The organism is Pseudomonas sp. 5P_5.1_Bac1 (assembly GCF_025466015.1).
Lineage (GTDB): Bacteria > Pseudomonadota > Gammaproteobacteria > Pseudomonadales > Pseudomonadaceae > Aquipseudomonas.
In genome coordinates this window covers 128340-150294 of sequence record NZ_JANLNX010000108.1, presented here as the reverse complement: position 1 = coordinate 150294, position 21955 = coordinate 128340, and the positions used below count along the sequence as shown (strand labels likewise).

21 protein-coding genes are annotated in these 21955 nt (G+C 65.4%); 6 read left to right on the top strand and 15 right to left on the bottom strand.

The window, feature by feature from the left end:
• Positions 1–2: 2 nt before the first annotated feature.
• The 7 genes from NTD82_RS24010 to NTD82_RS23980 form a co-directional block, all read right to left on the bottom strand.
• On the bottom strand, positions 3–971 hold the full coding sequence (locus NTD82_RS24010) for a spore coat protein U domain-containing protein (RefSeq protein WP_410017082.1): 969 nt from the start codon (positions 969–971) through the stop codon (positions 3–5).
• The gene (locus tag NTD82_RS24005) at positions 968–3262 is read right to left on the bottom strand and encodes a fimbria/pilus outer membrane usher protein (protein WP_218241193.1); all 2295 of its coding nucleotides are present in this window, start codon (positions 3260–3262) and stop codon (positions 968–970) included. Before NTD82_RS24005 ends, NTD82_RS24010 begins: the two co-directional genes overlap by 4 nt.
• 116 nt (positions 3263–3378) lie before the next feature.
• Positions 3379–4170: a molecular chaperone gene (locus tag NTD82_RS24000; protein WP_262130556.1), complete on the bottom strand. Its 792-nt coding sequence runs from the start codon at positions 4168–4170 to the stop codon at positions 3379–3381.
• A gap of 51 nt (positions 4171–4221) precedes the next feature.
• Positions 4222–4728, bottom strand: coding sequence for a spore coat U domain-containing protein (locus tag NTD82_RS23995; RefSeq protein ID WP_262130555.1), 507 nt, complete (start codon positions 4726–4728; stop codon positions 4222–4224).
• Positions 4729–4731: 3 nt separating this feature from the next.
• Entirely contained in the window at positions 4732–5259 is a 528-nt protein-coding gene (locus NTD82_RS23990; RefSeq protein ID WP_262130554.1) for a spore coat U domain-containing protein, read from the bottom strand.
• A gap of 13 nt (positions 5260–5272) precedes the next feature.
• The gene (locus tag NTD82_RS23985; RefSeq protein ID WP_095153705.1) at positions 5273–5803 is read right to left on the bottom strand and encodes a spore coat U domain-containing protein; all 531 of its coding nucleotides are present in this window, start codon (positions 5801–5803) and stop codon (positions 5273–5275) included.
• Positions 5804–5837: 34 nt separating this feature from the next.
• Positions 5838–6350, bottom strand: coding sequence for a spore coat U domain-containing protein (locus tag NTD82_RS23980; RefSeq protein WP_262130621.1), 513 nt, complete (start codon positions 6348–6350; stop codon positions 5838–5840).
• Between the two features lie 225 nt (positions 6351–6575).
• Here NTD82_RS23980 and zapE point away from each other — a divergent pair, with 225 nt between their 5' ends.
• Complete coding sequence (zapE, locus tag NTD82_RS23975; RefSeq protein ID WP_262130553.1) at positions 6576–7670, top strand: cell division protein ZapE; 1095 nt, start codon at positions 6576–6578, stop codon at positions 7668–7670.
• Positions 7671–7685: 15 nt separating this feature from the next.
• Here the strand turns inward: zapE and NTD82_RS23970 are convergent, their stop codons facing one another.
• Positions 7686–9575 carry a propionyl-CoA synthetase gene (locus NTD82_RS23970; RefSeq protein ID WP_262130552.1) on the bottom strand — a complete coding sequence of 630 codons (1890 nt, stop codon included), beginning with the start codon at positions 9573–9575 and terminating at the stop codon, positions 7686–7688.
• Positions 9576–9718: 143 nt separating this feature from the next.
• Here NTD82_RS23970 and NTD82_RS23965 point away from each other — a divergent pair, with 143 nt between their 5' ends.
• Complete coding sequence (locus tag NTD82_RS23965; protein WP_262130551.1) at positions 9719–11008, top strand: leucine-rich repeat-containing protein kinase family protein; 1290 nt, start codon at positions 9719–9721, stop codon at positions 11006–11008.
• Positions 11009–11085: 77 nt separating this feature from the next.
• On the opposite strand, the gene NTD82_RS23960 is transcribed toward NTD82_RS23965, so the two are convergent.
• Positions 11086–11796 carry a YebC/PmpR family DNA-binding transcriptional regulator gene (locus tag NTD82_RS23960; RefSeq protein WP_262130550.1) on the bottom strand — a complete coding sequence of 237 codons (711 nt, stop codon included), beginning with the start codon at positions 11794–11796 and terminating at the stop codon, positions 11086–11088.
• 229 nt (positions 11797–12025) lie between these two features.
• Between NTD82_RS23960 and NTD82_RS23955 the strand changes: the two genes are divergently transcribed.
• Positions 12026–12613 carry a LysE family translocator gene (locus NTD82_RS23955; RefSeq protein WP_262130549.1) on the top strand — a complete coding sequence of 196 codons (588 nt, stop codon included), beginning with the start codon at positions 12026–12028 and terminating at the stop codon, positions 12611–12613.
• On the opposite strand, the gene NTD82_RS23950 is transcribed toward NTD82_RS23955, so the two are convergent.
• From NTD82_RS23950 to NTD82_RS23940, 3 genes are all read right to left on the bottom strand, one after another.
• Positions 12602–13387, bottom strand: a complete 786-nt coding sequence (locus NTD82_RS23950; RefSeq protein ID WP_262130548.1) for an AraC family transcriptional regulator — start codon at positions 13385–13387, stop codon at positions 12602–12604. The two genes, NTD82_RS23955 and NTD82_RS23950, sit on opposite strands and share 12 nt — an antisense overlap.
• Positions 13388–13439: 52 nt before the next feature.
• A complete protein-coding gene (locus NTD82_RS23945; protein WP_262130547.1) occupies positions 13440–15989 on the bottom strand; it encodes a hypothetical protein in 2550 nt (849 codons plus the stop codon).
• A gap of 74 nt (positions 15990–16063) precedes the next feature.
• The gene (locus NTD82_RS23940; RefSeq protein ID WP_262130546.1) at positions 16064–16603 is read right to left on the bottom strand and encodes a helix-turn-helix domain-containing protein; all 540 of its coding nucleotides are present in this window, start codon (positions 16601–16603) and stop codon (positions 16064–16066) included.
• 163 nt (positions 16604–16766) lie between these two features.
• Here NTD82_RS23940 and NTD82_RS23935 point away from each other — a divergent pair, with 163 nt between their 5' ends.
• Together NTD82_RS23935 and NTD82_RS23930 are read left to right on the top strand one after the other, a co-directional pair.
• Positions 16767–17549 carry an aldolase gene (locus NTD82_RS23935; protein WP_095153715.1) on the top strand — a complete coding sequence of 261 codons (783 nt, stop codon included), beginning with the start codon at positions 16767–16769 and terminating at the stop codon, positions 17547–17549.
• Between the two features lie 21 nt (positions 17550–17570).
• Positions 17571–18455 carry a dihydrodipicolinate synthase family protein gene (locus NTD82_RS23930; RefSeq protein ID WP_262130545.1) on the top strand — a complete coding sequence of 295 codons (885 nt, stop codon included), beginning with the start codon at positions 17571–17573 and terminating at the stop codon, positions 18453–18455.
• Between the two features lie 15 nt (positions 18456–18470).
• Here the strand turns inward: NTD82_RS23930 and NTD82_RS23925 are convergent, their stop codons facing one another.
• The gene (locus tag NTD82_RS23925) at positions 18471–18713 is read right to left on the bottom strand and encodes a DUF2790 domain-containing protein (protein WP_262130543.1); all 243 of its coding nucleotides are present in this window, start codon (positions 18711–18713) and stop codon (positions 18471–18473) included.
• Positions 18714–18859: 146 nt separating this feature from the next.
• Between NTD82_RS23925 and NTD82_RS23920 the strand changes: the two genes are divergently transcribed.
• Positions 18860–20293, top strand: coding sequence for a PLP-dependent aminotransferase family protein (locus tag NTD82_RS23920; RefSeq protein WP_262130542.1), 1434 nt, complete (start codon positions 18860–18862; stop codon positions 20291–20293).
• Here NTD82_RS23920 and NTD82_RS23915 read toward each other — a convergent pair.
• Entirely contained in the window at positions 20286–21500 is a 1215-nt protein-coding gene (locus NTD82_RS23915; protein ID WP_262130541.1) for a cyanate transporter, read from the bottom strand. The genes NTD82_RS23920 and NTD82_RS23915 overlap by 8 nt on opposite strands.
• The gene (locus tag NTD82_RS23910) at positions 21497–21952 is read right to left on the bottom strand and encodes a nucleoside deaminase (RefSeq protein WP_262130540.1); all 456 of its coding nucleotides are present in this window, start codon (positions 21950–21952) and stop codon (positions 21497–21499) included. The genes NTD82_RS23915 and NTD82_RS23910 overlap by 4 nt, the downstream gene beginning before the upstream one ends.
• Positions 21953–21955: the final 3 nt, after the last annotated feature.

Here is a 21955-nt window from a genome sequence, read left to right as displayed (position 1 = left end):
CCTCAAAACTGCACATCCAGAATCACGCTGTCCTGATAAGCCGCGGCCGGTGGCGTGGGCTGGTCGGTGTAGACCTTGGCGTTGTAGTTGAACACCTGGCTGCCGGTCCCGGTGCCGTTGCCGGGATTGATGTCGGCGTCGCTGCTGGAGCGCCGGGCGCTGGTCAATGAGCCCCAGCGCACCGCAGTGGCGCTTTTGAAGATGTCGTAGGACAGGTAATTGTTGGCCGTCGATTTCATCCGCCGTCTTCCGCCGGAACCGTACAGCCCGTCATTGAGACCGACCGTATACGCACTGCCCTTGGTGCAGGACAGGCTGACGCTTTGGCTGACCGTGGAAAAACCGCTGACCACCGGCGCCGTGCCGAAGTTGATGGTCGGCGTGGTGATCTGGCAGTCGGCGGTCACCTGCAGGCTCACGGTCATCGAGGTGGTCCCGGTCAACACCTGGCGACCGATGCACGCACCGAGCACACCGATGCCGTAGCAGTAGTCCCAATCCCAGTACACGCTGAAGGTTTCCTGGTAAGTGCCGGCGGCAACGTTGCTGCCGGTCAGGGTCTTGACGTAGAGCGGCACGGTACTGGGCACGATGCTGCCCAGCAGGCCCAGCGCTTCGAGAATGCCGTGGCGGGCGAAGTCGAAGGGCTGGCCGCGGGTGATCGGGTAGGACGTGGTGTTGTCGGCGTAGATCGTGTAGCGGATCACGTCTCCGGTCGGCCCGACCATGCCCGTGGATCCGCCCGAAGGGGTCAGCGTCAGTTTGAAGAAGTCGTCCGTGCGCAACAGGCTGAGCAGCGCGCCGCTGCAACGCAAGCCGGCGTTGGCGGTGGAGCTGGGCTGCACGGTGGTGTTGACCGAGGTCGAGGCGACATTGCCGAACGCCACGTTGGTGGCCTGCACCACCGCACACTGGGCCTCGGCCCGCACCCCGGCCAGGCACAGGACGAGCGCCAGCAACAGGCGTTTCACCGGCACACCAGCGGGCCGATCAGCGGCACGTCGTCCTGCGCGGCATCCAGCGCGAACTCCACCTGGCAACGCGCGCCACCGGCCAACTGCACTTCCAGGGTGTTCTGGTCGGCCAGCCCTTCCAGGTACACCAGCCCGTCCCAGCCCACCACCGCCAGCGCGCCGCTCTGCCGATGGGTGACCTGGCTGCCCAGGGGCAAGTCCTGGTGATTGCCATCCACCAGTTCAACCGTGGCCGCACGCACCCGGTTCAGCGGGAAGTTGAGCAGGTAACCGGCGCCACGGCGCACCGCGACGCGCTGCTCGACGTTCTGGCTGACCACGTTGGCCGGCAGGTCGAGGGTGTCGATCTCGTATTTGCCGCGGTAATAGGCGCTGCTCCACGGCACCAGCAGATGCCCTTTGCTGTCGGTACGACCGACCAACTGATTCTCGTAGCGCACCGGGACATCGGCGAAGCCCTCGGTGCTGACCACTACGAAGGCGTCATCGATGCGATTGGCGGCAAACAGCCCGGCGTCCATCCACACCAGCGACCCACTGGCATCGGCCCAGCGGGTCATGGCGTCGCGGGTGCCGTAGGTGCCGGCCTGCAACTGCACCGATTGCAGACGCCAGGTCAGGTCGGCCTGGCGGTAGGCCTGCTGGTCGCCACCGGCATAGCCGATATTGAAGCCCACCCCGCCCTCGCTGGGCACGCCGCGGCTGTAGTTGACCCGCTGCAGGCGCTCGCCGCTCTGGTTGCGTTCCATGCTCAGGCTGATGGTGCCGCGCAGGTCGAAGGGGATCACCAGTTGCGCCTGGGTCGCCCACTGCCCGCCGCCCACCTCGCGGTTGGCCGAGAGGTATAGGCTGGTGTTGCCCCACAGCGATTTGCTCCAGCTCAGGTTGAGCAGCCGGGTGCGGGTGTCGTTGCCGGCACGCACGTCGAAATAGCCAGCGCCGAAACTGCCATAGCGCTCCAGGTTCAGGCTCAGGGTCACCTGTTCGCTGCGCTGGCTGAGGCGGATGTAGGGGCTGTCGAGCAAGGACGCGTCGGCATAGTCGCCGTAGCGTTCGAGGCGCTGGTAATTGAAGCCGACGCGCTGGCTGTTGTACTGGTAGCCGAGGCTCGCCTGACGACCGCTGCGGCTGTCGAAACTGCTTTGGCTGAGCGCCGCATTGATCACCCCGAAACTGCCCACCAGCAGGTTGCCGCCCAAGCCCCCAAGGGCCAGTGATTCGGCGGCTTCGGCATGGGTTTCGAGGGTGAAGCTGTCGCTGACGCCATAGCGCAGGCTGGCCGAGGTCAGCGCCGGGCCGTAGCCAAAATCGCGCAGGCCATAGTCACGGCGCAGGCTGCCGGCGGCCACCGAGAAGTCGCTCAGGCCTTTCTGCAGCAGGGTGCTGGTGACATAGAACGGCAGCGTCGTGGCGATCTGCCGACCCTGGGCATCGGTGGTCACCACCACCGCGTCGCCCGCACCGTTGATATACGGCACGTTGGTCAGGGTGTACGGACCGGGTTGCAGGTCGGCGCTGGCGCTTTTGTAGCCGTTGATGAACAGGTCGACCGAGGACGGCACCGCCGCCTCGCCGGCAAAGGCCGGCAGCGGGTAGGTCACCAGGTCAGGGCGTACCGCGAAGTCCCGCGACAACTGAATACCGCCCAGGCGCACCGAGCTGGTCCAGGGCAATGAGCCGCTGATTACGTCACCGGCCTCGAAGGTCAGCAGGCGCGTTTCGTCGGTGTAGCGGAAGGTGGTGTCATAGCGCAGGAAACCGCGCTGGCTGTCGTCGTAACTGCGGCCGCTGAGCTGTTGTCGCCACTGGCCGGTGGTGGACAAGGTGCCCCAACTGTCGAACAGGCGCAGCTCGTTCCAGGCCGACAGGCTGGTGCCGGCGTCGTCGGTGTCGTTCAGGTAGAGGTCGTAGTTGAGCAGCGCGCCGAAGCTGCTGTGGGCCTGGCTGCCGTCGAACAGCGCGCGGTTGCCGATGCGTTGGTTCGGCAGCCAGCCGGGCGGCACTTCGATCAGCAGGCGCTGGGTCTGGCTGTCGTAGTCGCTGTGCAGGCCGCCGATGGTGTCCAGCGCCACCTGCTCCGGCACCTCGCCGGGGAGTTCGATGCCAGCGGCGCGCAGGTCGGCGCTGGCCATGTACAGATGACCCGAACGCTGCTGGACGGCGACCACGCTACCGCTGCTCATCTGGTTGACCACCAGTTCCAGGTACAACTGGGCATCGCTCACCGCCTCCAGCCCCGAGGGCGGCGGCGGCAGTTCGCCGGCCATCAGCGGGGCCGCCGCGAGCATCGCCATGCCACCCGCCAGCGCGAGCCGGCGGGTACTGGCCAGAAAGCCCATCACGCACTGCATCTCACCATTGGCTGGGCCTCCTTGGCCCGGATCCATCACTTATCCGCTCACGTTCAATTCCCCTGACCTATGGTCTGGGCCGCTTCACTGCCATTGATCCTGCCCTTGAGCACCGTCGCCGCCGAAGCCTGCAACGGCGCCGGCCAGCGCATCGTGGCGCCCGGCAGCACGTAGCCGAGCAGGCCTTCGACCACCGGCCGGTTTTGCCCGCCTTGCTGCATCACCACGTCGGTCAGGCGCGCGTGCACCGGGCCGGTGTTGCGAATCTCGACATAGGAACGCCCCTGCACCGCCACCTGCCGCCAGCTCAATTGCGGCTTGCCGACCCCGGCTGCGTCGCGCTGCCCCTGCGGGTCCGGCTTGCCCCACAGGCCCTGGCCGTAAACGAACAGCGGCACCGAGTAGCGCATCTGGAAGCGGATCGCCGCCTGTGGCCCGCTGGCGTTTTCGCCGGAGGGCATGGCCGGTGGAATCTCGTCGATGATGATGCGATAGGCCTGTTCCTGGCCCGCCGGCGAGGTGCCGGTGCGGGTCAGGCGGATCAGTTGTTTGCCGCCTGCGGGAATCTTCGCCACCGGCGGGCTGCCGATCACCTCGCGCTGGTTCTGGTACTGGTCGTCGAACTCACCCTGGCGCCAGGCGAAAATCCGCACCTGCAGGTTGGCGTCCTCGCTGCCGCGGTTTTCCAGCCACAGCGCGCCGGCCTTCTGCTCGGCCTCGATGACCGGGTCGATCGGCCAGATCAGCACCGAGGTCGCCGCCTGCGCCGACCCCGCCCCCAGCAGCGTCAATCCCAGTGCCAGCCTCGCCCCCCACGTACTCCGACGCTGAGCCTCTGTGCCCATGCCACTCTCCTTCGGCGATATTGTTTTCTTATGGACCGGGCGAGCACAGGCTCACCAAGTCAATGTCACTTGCAGCACGTCGCTGTAACTGCCCGCCGGCAGCGCGCCGCTCAGTTGGGCGCGGGCGTAGACCGGCAATTTGATCGTCGTCGGGTCGCTGTAGCTGACGTTCACCGTCTGGTCGATGCCCAAGGCCTGGCTGAAACCGGCATCACGAAACAACTGGTAGACCAGCAGGTCCGCGCTGGTGCTGCGCTTGAGGTTGCGGCTGCCATTGTTGTTCTGCCCACCGCCGACCTTCATGGTCATCGTCACCCCGGGCGTGCACTGCAACGTCACCGTGGTGCCGCTCAACTGGGTGGTCACCGCCGCGCTCGACAGGGCCGAATAGCTGCCGAAGTCCAGGTTGCCGTAACTGGTCACCCCACCGACCACCAGGCACCCCGCCTGCACCGTGGCGTTGACCAGGAAGGTGCTGCTGAGCGCCGCGTCCAGTGGCGTCGGCGCAACCGCCACCACTGCCGTCAGCGCCAGCGCCACCGCCAGCCGCCCGCTCATGACTTAGAAACTCAATTCGACCGCCACGGTGTCGGTGTAGACGCCCGGCGGCAAGCCGGCCTTGCCCACGGCCTTGCCGTACAGGTCGACGGTTTGCGCCACGCCCGTGCTGGTGGGCAGGGTGATGGTGCCGTTGATCGGCAGCAGCGTAGAGGTGCCGGCGTCGGTGTAGAAGTCATAGGGCACGAAGTTGGTGCCGTCGGACAACGCCCGGGTGCCACCGGTCGAGGCACCGTCATGGCTGCCCAGGCCGACCTTGATCACCGGTATCGCGCCTTTCGAGCAGAGCACGCTGATCGCCCCGCCGCCGCTCTGCACCTGGCCCGAAGCCTGTGTGAATAGCGCGTTCTGGGTGCCGAAGTTGAGGGCGCCGAAGTTGACCCCGCTGGTGGCGGTGGAGCCATTGACCTGACAACTGGCGATCAATGTCAGCGTGGCGTTGATCACACCGGTGACAGTGGCCGCCTGGGCCTGGGAAGCCAGTGCCAGCGCGACGCCAGCGATGAGGACACGGGAAAGACGAGGTTTCATGGTTCACTCCTTGTTACCAGTCCAGCGTCACCGTCAGGGTGTCGCGGTAAATGCCCGCAGGCAGGGCTTTGGGGTTGGCGGTTACCACGCCGTAGATGGGGATGGGAATTTGCGCCGCGCTGCTCACGGAAAAGTTGAGCTGCTGACCGATGCCGTAGTTGGAACGCCCGGCCGGGTCGGTGGAAAGCTGGTAGGGAATGAGGACGCCGCCATTGCTCAGGCGTCGGGTGGTGCCATCGGGGTTGGCACCGCCATTGATAGTGACGGTGAAAGCACGCACCTGCGGGTTGCAGCTGACCTGCAGGTTGCTGCCGCCCGGCTCGTCGAGGTTGGCCCGCAGGGTGTCGTTCCACACCGGGCCCTGCTGGCCGAAGTCGAGCACACCACCAGCGCCGGCAGGAGGCGCGCCGGGCTGTTCGCTGCTGATCTGGCAGGCGGAGGTAATCACCAGGCGCGCCTGAATATGGCCATTCAGCGCGCCGTTGACGCTGGTGCTGAGCAGGAGTGGTCCAAGGCTCAGCAAAAGAATGCGGGTCGTTTGCATGCTGCTCACTCCTTAAGCAGTGCCACCGTGACCATCACCAGGTGACGGTCACCTTCAACATGTCCGAATAACGTCCCGTCCTTGGAAGCTCGGTTTGAGTGTCGATACGTGCGTACAGGGGAAGTTCAACCGATCCGCTGTCCGGTACGCGCCCATGCTGGGCCGTGTTGACCGACAGCGGCGCGCGCCAGGCAGCATCCTGGTACAAGCGGTAGGGAATGGGTTTGGCCTTGGGGTCTGCGGCCACCAGATAACGCACTTCACCGGTGCCACCGTGCAGGCCGCCATCGACTTCGATCTGATAGGCGGTATCGGGATTGCACTCCAGCCGCGGCGGACGCAACACCAGCAATTGGCTGCTCAGCGGACCCGCGGGATCGTCAAGCCGTGGGCTCTGACCAAAATCCAGCACACCCAAGGCCTCGGCGGACGCTTCGCGGGGCTGATGGATCAGCAGACAGCCGCGCTGAACGTCGACACGCACCTCGACGAGAAACTCCGTGGCAGCAACACCCTGGGCCGCACACAGCCCGAACAGCGTCGCCAGTGACCATCCCTTCACTTGCCCTCCCTGTCCCTTACAGGACTTCGTGAATTTCAGGGTAGCAGCCGAGGACAAAGCTGCCAGCCGATCAAGAAATGTACAGCTCATGTACAAGAACTATCCGACGAGCACAAAAGACACGACTGGCAGCACTTTTCACTATTTGGTTAATATTGCCGCCGCTCGTTATCTGCCTGCCGGCTTCACGCTCTACGAGGAACCCTGCCCGTGCCCGTTTTCTCCTGGCTCCGCTCGCCACTGCACGCCCTGCGCCAGCGCCTTGGCGCTTCCACGGTCGCGACGCCAGGGCCGGACAGCCAGATCCAGGCGTACTTCCGGGACAAAGCCAGCCAGCAGGGCTACACCCTCAGCCAAGGCCAGCAACGGGTGATCGCGGCGATGGCCGAACAGGTCGCCCGCCTTCCCGCTGGCCGGGCCCGCAGCTTGTACCTTCACGGCCAAGTGGGTCGTGGCAAAAGCTGGCTGCTCGACGGATTCTTCAACGCCCTGGGCGAGATCCCCAAGCGCCGCCTGCACTTCCACGACTTCTTCGCCCGTCTGCACCAGGGCATGTTCGACCATCGCCAGGCACCCGACGCCCTGGCGCTGACCCTCGACGCCCTGCTCGGTGATTGCCGGGTGTTGTGCTTCGACGAATTCCACGTCCACGACATCGGCGACGCCATGCTCCTCACCCGGCTGTTCCAGGCCCTGTTCGAGCGCGGCATTTTCGTCCTGGTGACCTCCAACTACGCCCCCGAGGGATTGCTGCCCAATCCGCTCTACCACCAGCGTTTCGAGCCGGTTATCCGCCTTATCGAGGCGCGCATGGACGTCCTCGAAGTCGGCGGCGATCAGGACTACCGCGCCCTGCCTGGCGCCGGAACCCAACAACGCTTCACCCAAGGCCTGTACCTGTGGCCTGGCAGCCCGCAACAGCGCCACCAACTGGGCCTGAACGAAGCCACCGAAGACGTGTTGCTGAACGTCGGCAAACGCCAGTTGCGCGCGCGGGTTCGCGATGAACACAGCGTGGTTTTCGACTTCTCCGCCATTTGCGAACAAGCGACCGCAGTCATCGACTACCTGGACCTGGTGCAGCGCTTCGAACACTGGACCATCGAACACCTGCCGAACCTGGAAGACTGCACCATCGCCGCGCAACAGCGCTTCATCAATCTGGTGGACGTGCTCTACGACCGCGACAAGCAACTGTTGCTGATCGGCGAACTGCCGCTGGAGCAAAGCCTCGGCGGCAGCGTCGCGGACCTGGCGCGCACCCGCAGCCGGCTGGGGCAGTTACGGCAGATGGGGCCGGCCTGACGCGGTGCATGCCAGTCACCCCGCCCGCGCCAACCCCGCCAGCACTTCCTCGATTTCCACCAGCACCGCCGGATCATCCAGGGTCGAGGGCGGTGTGTAGGCCTGCTGGTCGGCGATCTTGCGCAGCACGGCGCGCAGGATCTTGCCCGAGCGGGTCTTGGGCAGGCGCTTGACCACCCGCACCTGGTTGAAACAGGCCAGCGCGCCGATCTGCTCGCGCACGGTGGCGACCAGTTCGGACTGCAACTGCGCCTCGCCCATCCCGACCCCGTCCTTGAGTACCAGCAGCGCCAGCGGCACCTGGCCCTTGATCTCGTCGCGCACGCCGACCACGGCGCACTCGGCGACAGCCGGGTGGCGCGCCACCAGGTCTTCCATCTCGCCGGTGGAAAGGCGGTGCCCGGAGACGTTAATCACATCGTCGGTGCGGCCCATGATGTAGACGAATCCGTCTTCATCCAGGTAGCCGCCGTCGCCAGTGTGGTAGTAGCCGGGGAAGGTGTTGAGGTACGAATCCAGGTAGCGCGAATGATCGCCCCACAAGGTCTGGCTGCAGCCCGGCGGCAGCGGCAAGGTGATGACGATCGCGCCCTGCTGGTTGGCACCGAGCAACTGGCCGTCTTCGTCCAGCACCCGCACGTGGTAGCCCGGCACCGCCCGGTTGCTCGAACCTGCGCGGCCGCCACTGCCATCGAGGCCCAGGCAGGGCGCGGTCACCGGCCAGCCGGTTTCGGTCTGCCACCAGTGGTCGTGCACGGTCTTGCCGCTGATGCTTTCCAGCCATTGATGGGTACTTGAATCGAGACGCTCACCAGCAAGGAAAAACTCGCGCAGCGAACTCAGGTCGTAGCCGCGCAGCAGCAGGCCTTCCGGGTCTTCCTTGCGGATCGCGCGCATGGCCGTTGGGGCGCAGAACAGGCCGTTGACCCGGTATTGCTCGACCACCCGCCAGTAAGCGCCGGCATCCGGGGTGCGGATCGGCTTGCCCTCGTAGAACACCGTGGTGCAGCCGTTCATCAACGGGCCGTAGACGATCAGCGAGTGCCCGACCACCCAGCCGACATCGGAAATGCCCCACCACACTTCACCCGGCTGCATGCCGTAGATGTTCTTCATGGCAAAGCGCAGGGCCACGGCGTTGCCGCCGTTTTCGCGGACGATACCCTTGGGTTTTCCGGTGGTGCCGGAGGTGTACATGATGTACAGCGGATCGGCGGCGCCCAGCTCCACCGGCGGCACCGGCCTGGCATCGGCCAGCGCGGCGTGCCAGTCCAGATCGCGGCCGTCCTTCAAGGTGGCGCGTGCCTGCGGCCGTTGCAGCACCAGCACCTTGCGCGGCTGATGGCGGGATTGTTCCAGGGCGCTGTCCACCAGCGGCTTGTATTCGATGACGCGATCAAACTCGACGCCGCACGACGCCGTCAGCAGCAGGGTGGGCCGCGCGTCATCGATGCGCAGCGCCAGCTCATGCGGGGCGAAACCGCCGAACACCACCGAATGCACCGCGCCGATGCGGGCGCAGGCGAGCATGGCCATGGCCGCCTGCGGGACCATCGGCATGTAGATCACCACCCCGTCGCCCTGCTGGACACCGAGGTCGCGCAGCAAGCCAGCCAGGCGCGCCACTTCGTCGCGCATCTGGCGGAAGGTGAAGGTCTGTTGGCTGTTGGTGACCGGCGAATCGTAGATCAGGGCAGTCTGCTCGCCGCGACCCTCGTCGATCTGATGATCCAGCGCCAGGAAGCAACTGTTCAGGCGCCCGTCGGCAAACCACTGATGGGTGCCATCGGGATTGTCGCGAAGGATTTCCGTGGGTTTGCGAAACCAGGCCAGGTCATGGGCGTGCTCGGCCCAGAAATCGGCGGGCGCCGCGATGGAACGGTCGTAGCTGTGCTGATAACTCATCGACGAATAACCCTACGCTTGTTGTTATTAAAGGGCGAACGTCGAGTATGGCCAGTTGGCGCCGGCCCGCTATCGAACTTAAGTCGCATGCCACGAAGTCTTTGCCGCTATCATGGCCGCCGTTTTGACTGACGACCCTGTCCATGCACACTCTTGAAGACCTCAAAGCCGGCCGTCTGGCAGGTATTACTCGCCTCGACCTGGCCTGTGGCCTTGAGCGGTTCCCGGAGGAAATCTTCGCGCTGGCCGACAGCCTCGAAGTCCTCAACCTGACCGGCAACGCCCTGACCGACCTGCCCGACGACCTCGGCAGGTTGCACAAACTGAAGGTGCTGTTTTGTTCAGAGAATCGCTTGAGCCAACTGCCCGTCGGCATCGGCCAGTGCGCCAGCCTGGAAGTGGTCGGCGTCAAGAGCAACCTTATCGAGGACGTCCCTGCCGCTGCGCTGCCGCCGCGGTTGCGCTCGCTGGTGCTGACCGACAACCGCCTGGAGCAGTTGCCCGAAGCCCTCGGTGATTGCGTCGAGCTGCAAAAGCTCATGCTTTCCGGCAACCGCCTGCGCAGCCTGCCGGCCAGCCTCGCCCGCTGTAAAAAACTCGAATTGGTAAGGGTCGCCGCCAACCGCCTGGAACAGCTCCCGGAATGGCTACTGGGCCTGCCCAACCTGGCGTGGCTGGCCTATGCCGGCAACCCGCTGCCCGAGGGCTATCGCCCGCCCGCAGTGGACGGGCACTGCGCCCGGCTGGACTGGCAGGACATCACGCTGGAACAAGTGCTTGGCCAGGGCGCGTCCGGGGTGATTCATCGTGCGCGGCTCAACGGACACGCCAGCGCCGTGGCGGTGAAACTCTACAAAGGCGAGATCACCAGCGACGGCACGCCGCTGGACGAGATGAACGCCTGCATCGCTGCCGGCCAGCATCCGCACCTGATTCCACTGCTGGGGCGCATCGACAACCATCCGCAGCAGCTTCCCGCGCTGGTGATGGAACTGATCGACCCGGCCTGGTTCAGCCTCGCCGGCCCGCCCAGCCTACAAAGCTGCACGCGGGATAGTTACCCCGCCGAACGCCGCCTTGAGCCACAGGGCGTACGCCGGCTCGTGTCGGCCATCGCTTCGGTCGCGGCGCACCTGCACCAGCGCGGGCTGAGCCACGGTGATTTGTACGCGCACAACATCCTTTGCGATGAGCACGGGCACAGCTTGCTGGGGGATTTTGGCGCGGCGTCGTTCCATCCGCTGGATGGCGGCAGCGCGGCGGCGGCGCTGGAGCGCATTGAGGTGCGGGCGTTTGGGGTGTTGCTTGGGGAGTTGCTGGAGCGTTGTGACGGGGATTTGCCGCTGTTGAGGGCGTTGCAGAGCGATTGTGTGCGGGCTGAGGTGTGTCGGCGACCGGGGTTTGCCGAGGTGGTGGTGAGGCTCGGGAAATAGCAGCGCGCTGGGGGCCTGCCTGACAACCGCAACAAAAAGGCCGCATCAAGCGGCCTTTGTTCAGCGATAGGCTCGACTCAAGCCGTCAGGCCCACATAGACGTTCTGCACATCATCGTGGTTATCGATCGCCTCGAGGAACGCCTCGACCTCAGCCAGAGCCTCTTCGCTCAGGCTGGCAGCGCTGACCGGGTTTTTCGGGGTGTAGCCGATTTTCGCCGAAATCACGGTGAAACCCTGCTCCGGCAGGGCTTTCTGCACGCTGTCCAGGTCGGTGGTTTCGGTGATGAACAGGGTCGCGCCCTCATCAGCCGGTTCGAAATCCTGGGCGCCGGCTTCGATGGCGGCCATTTCCGGGTCAGCGTCTGCGCTGTCCGGGGTGGCTTCGATCAGGCCGACGTGGTTGAAGTCCCACGACACCGAACCCTCGGCGCCCAGTTGACCCTTGCGGAACAACACGCGGACTTCAGCGACGGTGCGGTTGATGTTGTCGGTCAGGCACTCGACGATCAGCGGCACCTGGTGCGGCGCGAAACCTTCGTACTTCACCGCGTGGTACTGCACCTGCTCGCCCAGCAGGCCCGCGCCTTTCTTGATCGCGCGTTCCAGGGTCTCGCGGGTCATGGAGGCTTTCTTGGCCTGCTCGATCACCAGACGCAGACGGGCGTTCATGTCCGGGTCGGCGCCGCTGCGCGCGGCGATCTGAATTTCCTTGGCCAGCTTGCCCATGACCTTGCCTTTGGCATTGGCAGCTTGTTCTTTATGTTTGGCTTTCCACTGTGCGCCCATATCGACTCTCTTGTTTCAACGGCCGGTTCAGGAAGCGACCGGCAAAGGGGTGCAGTTTATACGCCCTGTTACCTGCAATCGACAAGAAAAGCCGGGGGACCGTGCCGCCATCGCACGCCTCAGGCCCCGGCACTGAGACATAACGGTGCAACAGGGCAGTTTTCTTCAATACCCGCCAACGACCGCCCGATAGGCTCCTGACTTTCTTCACTGACAAGAGAGACGCTGCATGAGCCTGTTGCTGTCCATGGCCGCCTTTGCGCTGGCCGCTTCCATTTCCCCCGGCCCGGTCAACCTGGTCGCCCTCGCCGCCGGCGCCCAGCATGGGCTGCGCCCGGCCATGCGGCATGTCAGCGGTGCCACCCTGGGCTTCTGTCTGCTGCTGTTGCTGGTGGGCTACGGCCTGCATGCGGTGCTGCGGGAGTGGCCGGGGCTGACCGAGGTGCTGCGCTGGGCCGGCATTCTGTTTTTGCTGTACATGGCCTGGAAACTGGCCGCCGATGACGGCAGCCTCGGCGATGGCAGCCCCGGCAAGCCGCCAAGCATGGCCTACGGCGCGCTGATGCAATGGCTCAATCCCAAGGCGTGGCTGGCCTGCGTGGCCGGGGTCGGGGCGTTCGTCGGGCAAGGCGAAACGGCGCTGCTGTGGCAGTTCACGTTGATCTATCTGGTGATCTGCTACCTGTCGGTGGGCTGCTGGGCCTGGGCCGGGACGGTGATTCGGCGCTACCTCGACAACCCGCGGCGCATGCGCCTGTTCAACCGCGCCCTGGCCTTGTTGCTGGTGGCCAGCGCGCTGTACCTGTTACTGGGCTGAGCGATAGTGCCCGGGCGTGGCCGCCAGATGGTGCTTGAACGCGCGTTGCAGGTGCGCCTGGTCGGCGAAACCCGCCTCGTGCGCCACCTCGGCGATCAGCCGGCCCTGGCGCAACTGGGCGCGGGCATAACGCACGCGGTGATCGAGCAGGTAACCGTGGGGCGTCATTCCATAATGCTGCTTGAACGCGCGGATCAGGTAGGAAGTGGATAGCCCCGCCGCCTCGCCGATGTCTTCCAGCTTCAGCGGTTCGGTGCAGTGCTGGCGGATATAGCACGCCGCCCGTTCAAGGCGTTCGTTGCCCTGCCCCGCCAACGCCGGTGCGGCCTGCACCTGGGCACGCAGCTGACTGAAAAACGCTTCGGCGGCGATGCGCTTGTGCTCGCTGTCCAGTTGGTTGTCGATCAGTTGTGCGTAGAGCCCGGTCAAGGCTTGATACAGCCCTGGCGCAGTGCTCAGGGTGCGGGCCAGCGGCTTGAAACCAAGACCGCGCAGCCAGGGCATGTCGACATACAGCATCAGGTAGGACCAAGGCTGGTCGGCAATCGGGTTGCAGGCGTGGACCACCCCCGGATTCATCATGACCACCGTACCGGTCTCGATTTCGTGCCAGCGCTGGCCATCGAAGTAAGTGCTGCACCCGGCAGTGATGGCACCGATGGAAAAGCCTTCGTGGGAGTGTCGGGCATAGCAGACTTTGCGGCCATCGGCGACGCCACGGGCTTCGATGAAGGGCAGCGCTGGATCACGCCAGAAGTGCGAAATGCTGCTCATCAAAAAACTCCCGAGTAACCGTACGAAAACACGCACAGAAGCCTAACACCCGTCAGTCCTGCTCTCCAGCGGCTTGCGGACCGAACAGCCCGAAGCGGGCCACTTTCAGTTGTCGCGAAGGCTCGATGTCGCGGTTGACCAGCGGCAGGATCAGCGCCATGGCGCCTTGATAGAGCGCGCCACTGCCCGTAGCGGGTTCGCGGCAACGGTCGAACAGCGCGAGCAATAGAACGCCAATCGCGCCCGGCCACGGAGGCTCGTAGCGCGCGGCCACGTAGATTGTCTCGAAAAACCCGTGATGACCGTTGCGCAACAGGAAAGCGCTGATCGCCAACTGGAACCGCCAATAATCCTCCGGCGCGGGCACACGACCGAACCATTGCGGTAACTCCCCGCTCAGCACCGCGCAAATCGGACTGATACCGGCGACGAAGGGGCTGTCCAACGACTCCATATAGCGGCTCGCGAGGCTGTCCGGCTCGGGCACGAACTGATGGTAGCCGCGGTATTTGTCCTCGGCGATCAGCCAATCGTCGTCCGTCAGCTCGGAGCGGCTGTTGAGGATCAGGTAAGGATCAACCGCTCCGCGCCGGCCCGACCAAGGGCCGTCTCCCAGCGGCGGGTGGCTGTTGACCGGTGCATACGACTGATCGGAGTGACGGGCGAGGGACACCAGTACCTGGCACACCGCCTGCCGGCGAAGCGCGCGGCCCGCGTTACTGTCCAACAACGTCCCGGCGCGGGCGCACAGCGCTGAATCGGCATCGGTCAGCGCCGTTTCGCCCAGCAATAACAGGCGCAATAACGTCAGCGCCTTTACCCGGTAGCCCATCGGTTCCAGCAGTGCGCCCAGCAACTGCCCGGCACGGCCCACGGTTGCCTGCAGGTAGGCATCTCCCAGCAATTTCGCCAGCCCCTGCTGGACAAGGTTTTCCCCCAGACCAAACAACAAGGTTTCCAGCGGCGGCCAGTGCCATACGCAGTGGGCAAAAGCCCGCTCCCAGAGCACCTTGCCCAGGTGATTGCCCTTGATATCCCGCAGGCTGTCGCGCACCACTTCCGGCGCCGTCAGGATCCCGCCCGGGGTCAGGTGATTGCGCTCGAGCAGGCGCAGCCACTGCGCGCAGAACGCCGCGTGTTCGAGCGGATAGCGGAACCATGGGCAGGCCTCCCTGCCCCTCTCGCGCAACTGTTCAAGCCGGAGGAAGAACAATCCGTTTTGCACCCAGACTCGACGCAGCTCGGAGACGCTGAGCAGGTGACTGCCCTTTTCGGTCACCGCGGCGAAGGGGGTCGCTGCCAGAAACCGGCCATCTCGGTGCAGTTCCAGCAGGTACAGACGTTCACCAAAGCCCAGCGCCTGCTCCCACTGACGAAGGCTGACAAACGTGCCATCGCGATCCGGGTCGTAATGCGTGCGGGCGTAACTTTCCAGAGCAATGGTCTGGAAGCTGCTGATATCGGCGTAACGATCAAGCAGTTCACTCAGGGCATGAGGCAGATCCACGTTGCGCACCTGATGCCCCGTGCGCCGCTCGTTGAAGACCTGCATGGCCACCTGGTTGGGCACCTTGCGGTCGACATTGAGCACACGGATCCGCGCGCCCTGGTTCAGCACCTGCACCAGAAAGCCTTTGCGCAGGGTCTGCTCGGACACCAGATAAAGCCCCAGCAGGTCGACCACGAACCCGGTGCGGACCAGCACCGAGCGGATCGGCGCGAAGGTCGGCGAGCGCGCGTGCGCAGGCTCGTGCTTGAGCCGGTACTGCTGCTGCCAGGACAGGGAGCGGTCGGTGGTGCCGAACGAAAAGTTCATCACCCCGTTGGCCTGCACCACCAGCTTGCCGTGGTCCAGGTACAGGTCCTTGAAGCGGCCGTCGTCGCTCGGGTCCACCAGCGCGACGTTCAGACGGACATAGCCGGGGCGCTCCTCCATCAACAGCAGCGACAGGTTGACCGGCAACTCATCCGAAGCCGCCGGGATCTCCTCCAGCGCCGCCAGGGCCGCTGGCCGCGCGCTCAGCGGCGCTTCGAGCACGGCGCGATAGCGCTCGGTCACCGTCTGCCAGCCCTGGGCGCGAGCGAACAGCTGGGTTCGCTGCTCGCCTGGCACAACCTGCGCGTCCAGCTTGCGCTGAGCCAGATGGCCGAGACGCTGCAAGCGCACCAGCAGCCCCTGACACGGCACCGCCAGGCCATTGCCGGCGACCAGCAGTTTCAGCGCCTTGCGCCAGGCCTGTTCGAAGCCTTGCATGGCCGCTTGCTGGCGCACGTAGAGCAGAATTTCGCCGTCCAGCCGACGGCCGTAATCATCACGCGCGGGCGTGGCTTCCTGCCGGTCCAGTTGCGCACGATAACGCCGCAAAAGGTCCAGGTGCTCGTCGATGGCGCGGGGTTTGTCCTGCGTGGTGTAGTACTGCGCGGCGAGGATATTGAGGGTCGTGCGCTGCATTTCCAGCAGGCGCCGGTCGACTTCGGCCAGGTAGTCGGCGCGCTCGCCGGGGGTCATGTGGAACCACGGGCTGCGCCGACCGGCCTCGGCAATACGTTGGTCGATCAGGGTATTGAGCAGGCGGGTGTAATCCCGCGAAGGGTGCGCCATGGGGATCGTCCGTGAGGGCCTGGGGAAGGCCGCGATGCTAACGCGCCAACCCGCCACACACGGACAGGGAACCGCTACCCGGCGTCGTGCACCACCACCAGCAACTGCGCCTGCACTTCACCCAGCGAGCGCAGGCGATGGGGGGTCTGGGCGTTGAAATACAAGGCATCGCCGCGTTCCAGCACAACCCGTTCGGTCATGAAATCGACCTCGACCCGGCCTTCATGGACGAACAGGAATTCCTCGCCCAGGTGCTCCTTGAACGTGGAATCGCTGAAGTCCGGCGGCGGGCTGATCAGGAACGGCAACAGGCTGCGCTGGCCGATCTGGTTGGCCAACACCGCATAGCCCGGCCCCTGGGAACTGCCCGAGAGCGACTGGCGCTCGCCCTGGCGAACCAGGCTGTAGCGGGCCTGGTGCGGAGCATCTTCGGCGAACAGTTCCTCGACATTGACGTTCAGCGCCCGCGCCAGTTTCAGCGCCGCGGCGATGGACGGCGTGTTCAGGCCGCGCTCGACCTTGGACAGGTAACTCTTGGTCATGCCGGATTTTTCGGCCAGCACCTCAAGGGTCACGCCAAGTTTTTTTCTCAATAATTTCAATCGGATAGACATGCGCCGCGCTTGATTCCAGTTCGTTGGGCAACTTTTCCCTTGCCTATGACACTTTGTGTCATATAGCCTTTGCTGTGTCATTCGACTGACCGCCCCGCTCACTTTCCAGGCAACCGGGACGGGCAAGCCATGACGCTTCATCACACCACCCGAGGACACCCGAATGGCCAACACAATGGCACTGCCCAAGGACCAACTGGTCCAGCAGGCCCTTGCGCGGATGCAAGGCTCGCTTGCCGATAATACGTGGACTGTACGAGAAAAGCTGGCCCTGACCTGTCGCATTCTCTTCGACCGCGGCCATGATTCCGGCCTGGCCGGGCAGATCAGCGCCCGTGGCCCGCAGCCCGGCACCTTCTACACCCAGCAACTGGGCCTGGGTTTCGACGAGATCAGCGCCAGCAACCTGCTGCTGGTCAACGAGGACCTGGAAGTGCTCGAAGGCCAAGGCATGGCCAACCCGGCCAACCGCTTCCACAGTTGGCTGTACCGCGCCCGCCCGGACGTCAACTGCATCATTCACACGCACCCGACCCACGTCGCGGCGCTGTCGATGCTGGAAGTGCCGCTGCAGGTGTCGCACATGGACGTCTGCCCGCTGTATGACGATTGCGCTTTTCTCGAAAGCTGGCCGGGCGTGCCGGTGGGCAACGAAGAAGGTGAGATCATCGCCGCCGCGCTGGGCGACAAGCGCGCCATCCTGCTGACGCACCACGGACAGTTGTCTACCGGAGCCGATATCGAACAGGCCTGCGTCACCGCCAACCTGATCGAGCGCGCGGCGCAGTTGCAACTGCTGGCCATGTCCGCCGGGACCATCAAGCCCATCGACCCGGCCCTTGGCCGCGAGGCCCATGACTGGATCGACCGGCCCAAGCGCCACGGCGCCGCTTTCAACTATTTCGCCCGGCAAAGCCTGCGCCAGCACGCCGACTGCCTGAACTGAGCCCTTTCTGGAGTACGTTTCATGTCCACGACTTTTCACGGCATCATCGGCTACACCGTCACCCCGTTCAGCGCCGACGGCGAGCAACCCGACCTCGCCGCCCTCGGTCAGTCCATCGACCGCCTGATCGATGGCGGCGTGCAATCCATCGCCCCGCTGGGCAGCACCGGTGAAGGCGCCTACCTGAATGACCGCGAGTGGAGCCAGGTCGCTGAATTCAGCCTGGCCCATATCGACCGGCGCGTGCCGACCATCGTCAGCGTCTCCGACCTGACCACCGCCAACGCCATCCGCCGTGCGCGCTTCGCCGAAGCACAGGGCGCCGACGCCGTGATGGTCCTGCCGGCGGCCTACTGGAAGCTCAGCGAGGCGGAAATCCTCCGGCATTACCAGCGCATCGGCGACAGCATCGGCATCCCGATCATGCTCTACAACAACCCCGCCACCAGCGGCACCGATATGTCCGTGCCGTTGATCCTGCGCATTGTCGCGGCGGTGGAGAACGTGACCATGGTCAAGGAGAGCAGCGGCGACATCCAGCGCATGCACGCCCTGCACCAGCTCGGCGAAGGCCAGGTGCCGTTCTACAACGGCTGCAACCCGCTGGCCCTGGAAGCCTTCATCGCCGGCGCCAGCGGCTGGTGCACCGCCGCTCCCAACCTGATCCCGGCGCTGAACCAGCAGTTGTACCAGGCGGTGCTGGACAACGACCTGGAACAGGCGCGGGCCTTGTTCTACAAGCAGTTGCCATTGCTGGAGTTCATCCTCAAGGGAGGTTTGCCGGCGACGATCAAGGCTGGCCTGAAGCTGGACGGGCTGGATTGCGGCGCGCCGCGCGCGCCGGTGTTCCCGCTGGATGACACGGGGATTGGGCGGTTGAGTGCGCTGCTGGAGCAGCTGCGCTAAGGGTCTGGAACTGACTTACCCCTGATCGGAGCACACCTCGGCCAGCTTCAGATACCGCAGCGTGTGCTCCTGCCCGGACGAGTCCAGGTAGGTCATGGCAGCCCTGATCACCTGACACTCCTCGGTGACCGGCTCGGTCATGCTCAGCACTCTGGCGACGTCGAGACGCATGCCGTAGTGGTAATCGGTGGCGACATCCTGTGCCTGGGCGGCAGCCGCGAACAACAGGCCAAGCGACAGCAACAAATGCACTTTCATGGTGAATCTCCTCGTTGCATGAGCAACGCGATGAGAACCGATGCAACCCTTTGAGTGTGGGCGCAGACCGCGGATTCCGTCGCCCGGGGGGATCAACGGCAACAAATCGGTTAACCTGCGCTCCCTGCCCCGACAAGCCATTCCCCATGGAACTGCATATCGTCCTGCATGGCCGCAAAGGCCTGGCCGACCAGCTTTACCAGCAACTGCGCGACGGTATCGACAGCGGACGGCTGGCCGCCGGCACGCAACTGCCGCCCACGCGGCTGCTGGCGGAGCAATTGGGCGTGTCACGCAAGACCGTGGCCGAGGCCTATTCGCGGTTGACCTACGACAACCTGCTCAGCGGCCAGGTCGGCCGCGGCACCTTCATCACCCCGCAACTGACCAGCGCCGCGCCCGCGCCGACCGCCACACCGCTGGCCGGCGAGGACAGCCTGGCCCGTTGGCGCGCCCGTGGCATTCCCATGGGTCGCCCAGCGCTGGCGCAACCGTCGCGCTACGACTTTATCGGTGGGGCGTCGAGCAAGGCCCATTTCCCGTTCGACGCCTGGCGCCAGTGCAGCCTGCATGCGCTGCGCCAGTGCCAGCGCACCGACACCCGCTACAGCAATGCTCAAGGCTTGCCCGAACTGCGCGAAGCCATCGCCCGGCACATCGCTTTTGCTCGTGGCGTGCATTGCAGCGGCGCCGATGTGCTGGTGTGCAACGGCGCGCAGCAGGCCCTCGACCTGATCGCCCGGGTGCTGATCGAGCCGGGCTGCACGGTGGCAATGGAAGATCCCGGTTATCCGCCGGCGCGGCACCTGTTCGAAGCCCTCGGCGCGCGCATCCAGCATGTGCCGGTGGATGCCGAAGGCCTTTGCGTGGAGCGGATCGACGCCGGTGTCCGGCTGATCTACGTCACGCCCTCGCACCAGTTTCCGCTGGGCATGCCGATGAGCCTGCCGCGCCGTCGCGCCCTGCTGGCCCGGGCCGCCGAACTGGGCGCGGTGATCATCGAGGACGATTACGACAGCGAGTTCCGCTACGAAGGCCGGCCCACCGACGCCCTGCAGAGCCTCGATGAACACGGCCTGGTGGCCTATGTCGGCACCTTCTCCAAGACCGTGCTGCCGGAACTGCGCCTGGGCTACGCCATCCTGCCGCCGGCGCTGCTGGAGCCGGTACGCATCGCCAAGCAGTTGAGCGACTGGCACACCTCGACCCTGAGCCAGTGGGCCCTGGCCCGCTTTATCAGCGAGGGCCATCTGCTCAAGCACATCCGTCGCTGCCACGACCTGTACGCGGCGCGCCGCGAACGCATCCTGCAACGCTTGCAAGGCGACCTCAGCCCGTGGTTCGAAGCGGTGCCCACCACCGCGGGCTATCACCTGAGCGCGCTGGCCAAGGGCGAGCTGGACGTGGATTTTCTGATTGCCCTGGCGCGCAAGGTAGAAGTCGGGCTGTATTCCATCGCGCCGTTCTTCACCGAGGCAACGCCGCGCCACGGCCTGCTACTGGGTTTCGGCGCCATCGAGCTGCTGGATATCGACCCGGCGCTGGACCGGGTGCGCGACACCCTGCAGCACCTCAGTTGACGGCGCTGGCCGGGCTCGCCGTGACCTTCATCGCCGCGGTGTAGCCATTCGGCGCGAAGCGCCCGGTGACCAACAGCATCAGCACCACGGTGACGGTCAGCAGTGTCCACGACGCCTGGAAATCGCCGCTGATATCCCGCAGCCACCCCGTCAGGTACGGCACCAGCCCGGTGATGATAAAACCGATGCCCTGGACGAACGCCGCCAGCCCGCCGGCCTGGCGTGGGTCTTTGCAGTGTTCGAGGGTGAGCGTCAGGCTCAGGCTGAAGCAGGCGCCGAGCCCGAAACCGATCAGGCCGACCCACAAACCGGGTGACAACGCGGGGTCCAGCAACAGGCCGGCAAATCCGATTAACTGCGCGAGCAGCGCCAGCCACAGGCCGGGGCGGCGGTCCGCCAACCGGCGCAACAGCAGCGGCAAACCGAGCGCGCCGAGCACCTGGAAGATCGTCATCAGACCCACCAGTTCTCCACCGCCGCGTGCGCTGCCGCCGACCTGCTGATAGTAGGCCGGCAGCCAGGCCACCATGCTGGTGTAGCCGCCATTGATCAGGCCGAAGTAAATCGCCAGCAGCCAGGCCCGACGGTTGCCGAAGAAGTGTCCGCCGCCATTCCCGCCGCGGCCGGCGGCGGCTTCCAGTTTCGGCCCGACCAACCCGAGCAGGAGCAACGCCAGCAACACCGGCAACAGCCACACGCCCAGCCCCGCCTGCCAGTGTCCGAAATGCTCGGCGACCCGCGGCCCGAGCACCGCGGCCAGCCCGCCACCGCTCATCAAGGCCGCCGAATACACGCCCATCGCCAGCGCCAGCCGCCGGGAGAACCAGCGATTGACCAACCCCGGCATCAGCGCCTGGACGAAGGCCACGCCAAGCCCGGCCAGCACCGCACTGGCGATCAGCTCCGTGCCGCTGCCCAGCAACAGGCGCCAGAAACAGGCCAGGCCAATGGCGCCCAGGCCCAGCAACAAACCGCCCTGCTCGCTCAGCCAACGGCGCAACCACGGCTGCAACAACGGCACCAGGCCCATGCACAACACCGGCAATGCCGTCAGCAACGCGGCCTGCTGGTAGCCGATGCCGGTGCCGCTGCGGATGTCTTCCAATAGCGGACCGATGCTGGTGAGGATCGGCCGCAGGTTGACGGTCACCGCGACCACCAGCAGCAACAGCGCGGCGCTACGCCAGCGCGACGAGGCCTCGGTCATGCCGGGCGCACCTGCTGCCAGAGGCCGTACAGCCCGTCCTCGCCCTCCGGTTTCAGCGGACGCAACGGCAACGACTGCTGTTGCGGCGGGCGGGCCATCTGCGCGTAGACCGCGGCGGTGGACAGGCCGTAGGGCTCGCCCTCCTCGTTGCTGTAGGCGAACCAGGCCCGCTCGATCCCGCACAAATGCATGGCGGCCAGGCACATCGGGCACGGATGGCCCGTGGCGTAGACCTCGCATCCGTCCAGACGCGGCCCCAACTGCCGGCTGGCCAGGCGGATCGCCTGCATTTCGGCGTGGGCGGTGGGGTCCTGGGTGCAATGGATTTCGTTGACCGCGCGGGCGATTACCTGCCCGTCACGCACCAGCACCGCGGCGAATGGCCGGCCACCGGCCTGGATATTTTCCCGGGCCAGGGCCAGGGCTTCACGCATGAACGCGTCGTTACTCATCGG

What these genes read in the sequence shown, in the direction of transcription:
- NTD82_RS24005 (WP_218241193.1), bottom strand. Translation starts at nt 3,262, where the DNA reads ATGCTCGCGGCGGCCCCGCTGATGGCCGGCGAACTGCCGCCGCCGCCC.
- NTD82_RS24000 (WP_262130556.1), bottom strand. Translation starts at nt 4,170, where the DNA reads ATGGGCACAGAGGCTCAGCGTCGGAGTACGTGGGGGGCGAGGCTGGCA.
- NTD82_RS23995 (WP_262130555.1), bottom strand. Translation starts at nt 4,728, where the DNA reads ATGAGCGGGCGGCTGGCGGTGGCGCTGGCGCTGACGGCAGTGGTGGCG.
- NTD82_RS23990 (WP_262130554.1), bottom strand. Translation starts at nt 5,259, where the DNA reads ATGAAACCTCGTCTTTCCCGTGTCCTCATCGCTGGCGTCGCGCTGGCA.
- NTD82_RS23985 (WP_095153705.1), bottom strand. Translation starts at nt 5,803, where the DNA reads ATGCAAACGACCCGCATTCTTTTGCTGAGCCTTGGACCACTCCTGCTC.
- NTD82_RS23970 (WP_262130552.1), bottom strand. Translation starts at nt 9,575, where the DNA reads ATGAGTTATCAGCACAGCTACGACCGTTCCATCGCGGCGCCCGCCGAT.
- NTD82_RS23965 (WP_262130551.1), top strand. Translation starts at nt 9,719, where the DNA reads ATGCACACTCTTGAAGACCTCAAAGCCGGCCGTCTGGCAGGTATTACT.
- NTD82_RS23960 (WP_262130550.1), bottom strand. Translation starts at nt 11,796, where the DNA reads ATGGGCGCACAGTGGAAAGCCAAACATAAAGAACAAGCTGCCAATGCC.
- NTD82_RS23955 (WP_262130549.1), top strand. Translation starts at nt 12,026, where the DNA reads ATGAGCCTGTTGCTGTCCATGGCCGCCTTTGCGCTGGCCGCTTCCATT.
- NTD82_RS23950 (WP_262130548.1), bottom strand. Translation starts at nt 13,387, where the DNA reads ATGAGCAGCATTTCGCACTTCTGGCGTGATCCAGCGCTGCCCTTCATC.
- NTD82_RS23945 (WP_262130547.1), bottom strand. Translation starts at nt 15,989, where the DNA reads ATGGCGCACCCTTCGCGGGATTACACCCGCCTGCTCAATACCCTGATC.
- NTD82_RS23940 (WP_262130546.1), bottom strand. Translation starts at nt 16,603, where the DNA reads ATGTCTATCCGATTGAAATTATTGAGAAAAAAACTTGGCGTGACCCTT.
- NTD82_RS23935 (WP_095153715.1), top strand. Translation starts at nt 16,767, where the DNA reads ATGGCCAACACAATGGCACTGCCCAAGGACCAACTGGTCCAGCAGGCC.
- NTD82_RS23930 (WP_262130545.1), top strand. Translation starts at nt 17,571, where the DNA reads ATGTCCACGACTTTTCACGGCATCATCGGCTACACCGTCACCCCGTTC.
- NTD82_RS23925 (WP_262130543.1), bottom strand. Translation starts at nt 18,713, where the DNA reads ATGAAAGTGCATTTGTTGCTGTCGCTTGGCCTGTTGTTCGCGGCTGCC.
- NTD82_RS23920 (WP_262130542.1), top strand. Translation starts at nt 18,860, where the DNA reads ATGGAACTGCATATCGTCCTGCATGGCCGCAAAGGCCTGGCCGACCAG.
- NTD82_RS23915 (WP_262130541.1), bottom strand. Translation starts at nt 21,500, where the DNA reads ATGACCGAGGCCTCGTCGCGCTGGCGTAGCGCCGCGCTGTTGCTGCTG.
- NTD82_RS23910 (WP_262130540.1), bottom strand. Translation starts at nt 21,952, where the DNA reads ATGAGTAACGACGCGTTCATGCGTGAAGCCCTGGCCCTGGCCCGGGAA.